The sequence below is a fragment of the Bacillus fungorum genome (assembly GCF_002746455.1).
In the GTDB taxonomy this organism is placed as follows: domain Bacteria; phylum Bacillota; class Bacilli; order Bacillales; family Bacillaceae_G; genus Bacillus_A; species Bacillus_A fungorum.
The window spans coordinates 1-2075 of the sequence record NZ_NWUW01000099.1; the positions used below are offsets into that span (position 1 = coordinate 1).

Sequence of the window (2075 nt, forward strand, 5' to 3'; positions counted from 1 at the left end):
CCAGTTATGTTTAAGTTTGCAGCCTTTTTAGTTTTAGTCAGTGCTGTAATTGCTGGTGCAAAGTATTCAGCTGCTGCCATTAATCCAACAAATCGAACATATATCATTGAATATGCGAAGGATTTAATGATCGTTTCTATTTGTATATGGCATTTAGATTTCTTTTATAACATTGTATTTGATATTAATACTTGGGTAACATCGGAGTTTAAAAGAGCAATAGGAGAAACAAATTATGATGTCTTTAAACCGGGACAGACAATTGCTAGCTTATCCATGGATAAAAATAAGGACGATTATTTATTTCAAATTTTCGTTATGTTGATAGAAGTTGGATTATCACTTTGGGCAAACTTCTTCTATTTAATGCGGGCTGTATCTCTTTATATTTTGATGCTAATGGGACCGATTATGGTGGGTATGTGGCTATTCCCGCAAAAGAAACAACAAACGCTATATTGGATGCGTGAATTTGTTGGTACAGTACTCATCCAAGGTATCCATGCGATTACCATATGGCTAGTTTTTGTACTAGTAGGCAAGGTAGATAATGCCATTATTAAATTAATCTTGTTTGCCATGTTTATTCCTATAGGTGAAATTGTAAAAAGCTTTATCGGTTTAAGTACGAATACGGCCGGATCTGTACATCGAGCAGGCACGATGCTTGGAATGGGCGCTTTAGCAAGTATGGCAGGCATCATTAAAGGAATACGTGATGACCATCGTAGTAATAAAGAGAAGACAAAAGCTAGTAAAGAAGGCGAGGAAGATAAAAAAGAAGATGCTGATAATCCTAAAAATGCGATGGGAGCCAATTTAGGGACAGATGTAGGTACAACATCTCGTGCAGCTCGTATGTTAAAAGCAGGTCAAATTGGAAGCATGGGTGGAAAAGCAACGGGCGGACTTGTAGGATTAGCAATGGGCGCGGGACTTGGGCCAGACGGAATGGCAATAGGAACATTTGCTGGAAGTAAAGCGGGTGGAGTTCCCGGTGCATTAGCCGGAAGAACATTAGCAGCTGGACTTGAAGGAATTACTAGTGCCGGGAAGCATATTGGTTCCAGTGTGAAGAAAGGTACAGACGCGTATAAAGGGTTAAATGGAGAGCAATATCCGGAACTAACCGATGAAGATATCGCACAGGATTTAGCTACAAAAGATTTTGAAAATTGGAAAGCGGATAATCCTGATTCTGCAGTTGCGAGTCGTTTAAAACAAGCATTCCCTGGTGCATCCGATGCAGAGATTGCAAAAAAAGTAGCGAAAACAAATAGTGATCAAATGTCTCATTTCAAAAATCAGCGAAAACAAGATTTACAAAATATGAAGAAAAATGCTACACCATATGGAAACGCTAGAGATTTAGTTAACGCTGCGACTAACGCATTCCAAAAAGGATATGAGGCAGACCATAAAGATGCGTTTATGAGTCAATTACCAGAAAATATGTCAGCGGAAGAAAAAGAGAAAAAATGGAATGACCATCTGAATTCAAAAGTACAAGGATTTAGAAACCATGCAGAACAGGCGGCAACAAAAGCTGGTGCAATGCCAGTTGATGCGAAAGATAAGCAAGGGAACAACCTGTTTGATAAGTCCTATGTGAATAAAGATGCTTTTGCTTCTCAACTTGCACTTGGAAAAGTTGGAAAAGCAGTTGACGGAGTAAAAGGAGAAACACTAGAGAGTGGCCATCAAAATATGGGACAAGTAGACTCACTTGTTGGTGCGTCCACTGCTGCATTTAAAAAGGCATATACTGCAGATCATAAGGCGGGATTCATGAAGCAATTCCCTGCAGATGTCCCACAACAAGAAAAAGAGGCGGCATGGAACAAACACTTGAGTCAGAAAGTGCAAGGATTTAAAAATCATGCACAGAAAGCTGCCGAACAAGCAGGGATTGTGCAACAAAAAGATGGGACTAGTTATGCCAATAAGGAAGCATTTGCTTCTCAGCTATCGCAACAATTACAAAGCAATCCGAATATAAATGCGATGGGTGTATCTAGTGCAGCAGGCATTCAAAAAGCTGTAAATGGTGTGAAAACACATAGTTTAGCAAATGG

The 2075-nt window shown here is 39.5% G+C and carries 1 pseudogene; it reads left to right on the top strand.

The window, feature by feature from the left end:
• Nucleotides 1–2075, top strand: a pseudogene (locus tag CO726_RS30750) (hypothetical protein); the annotation flags it as partial.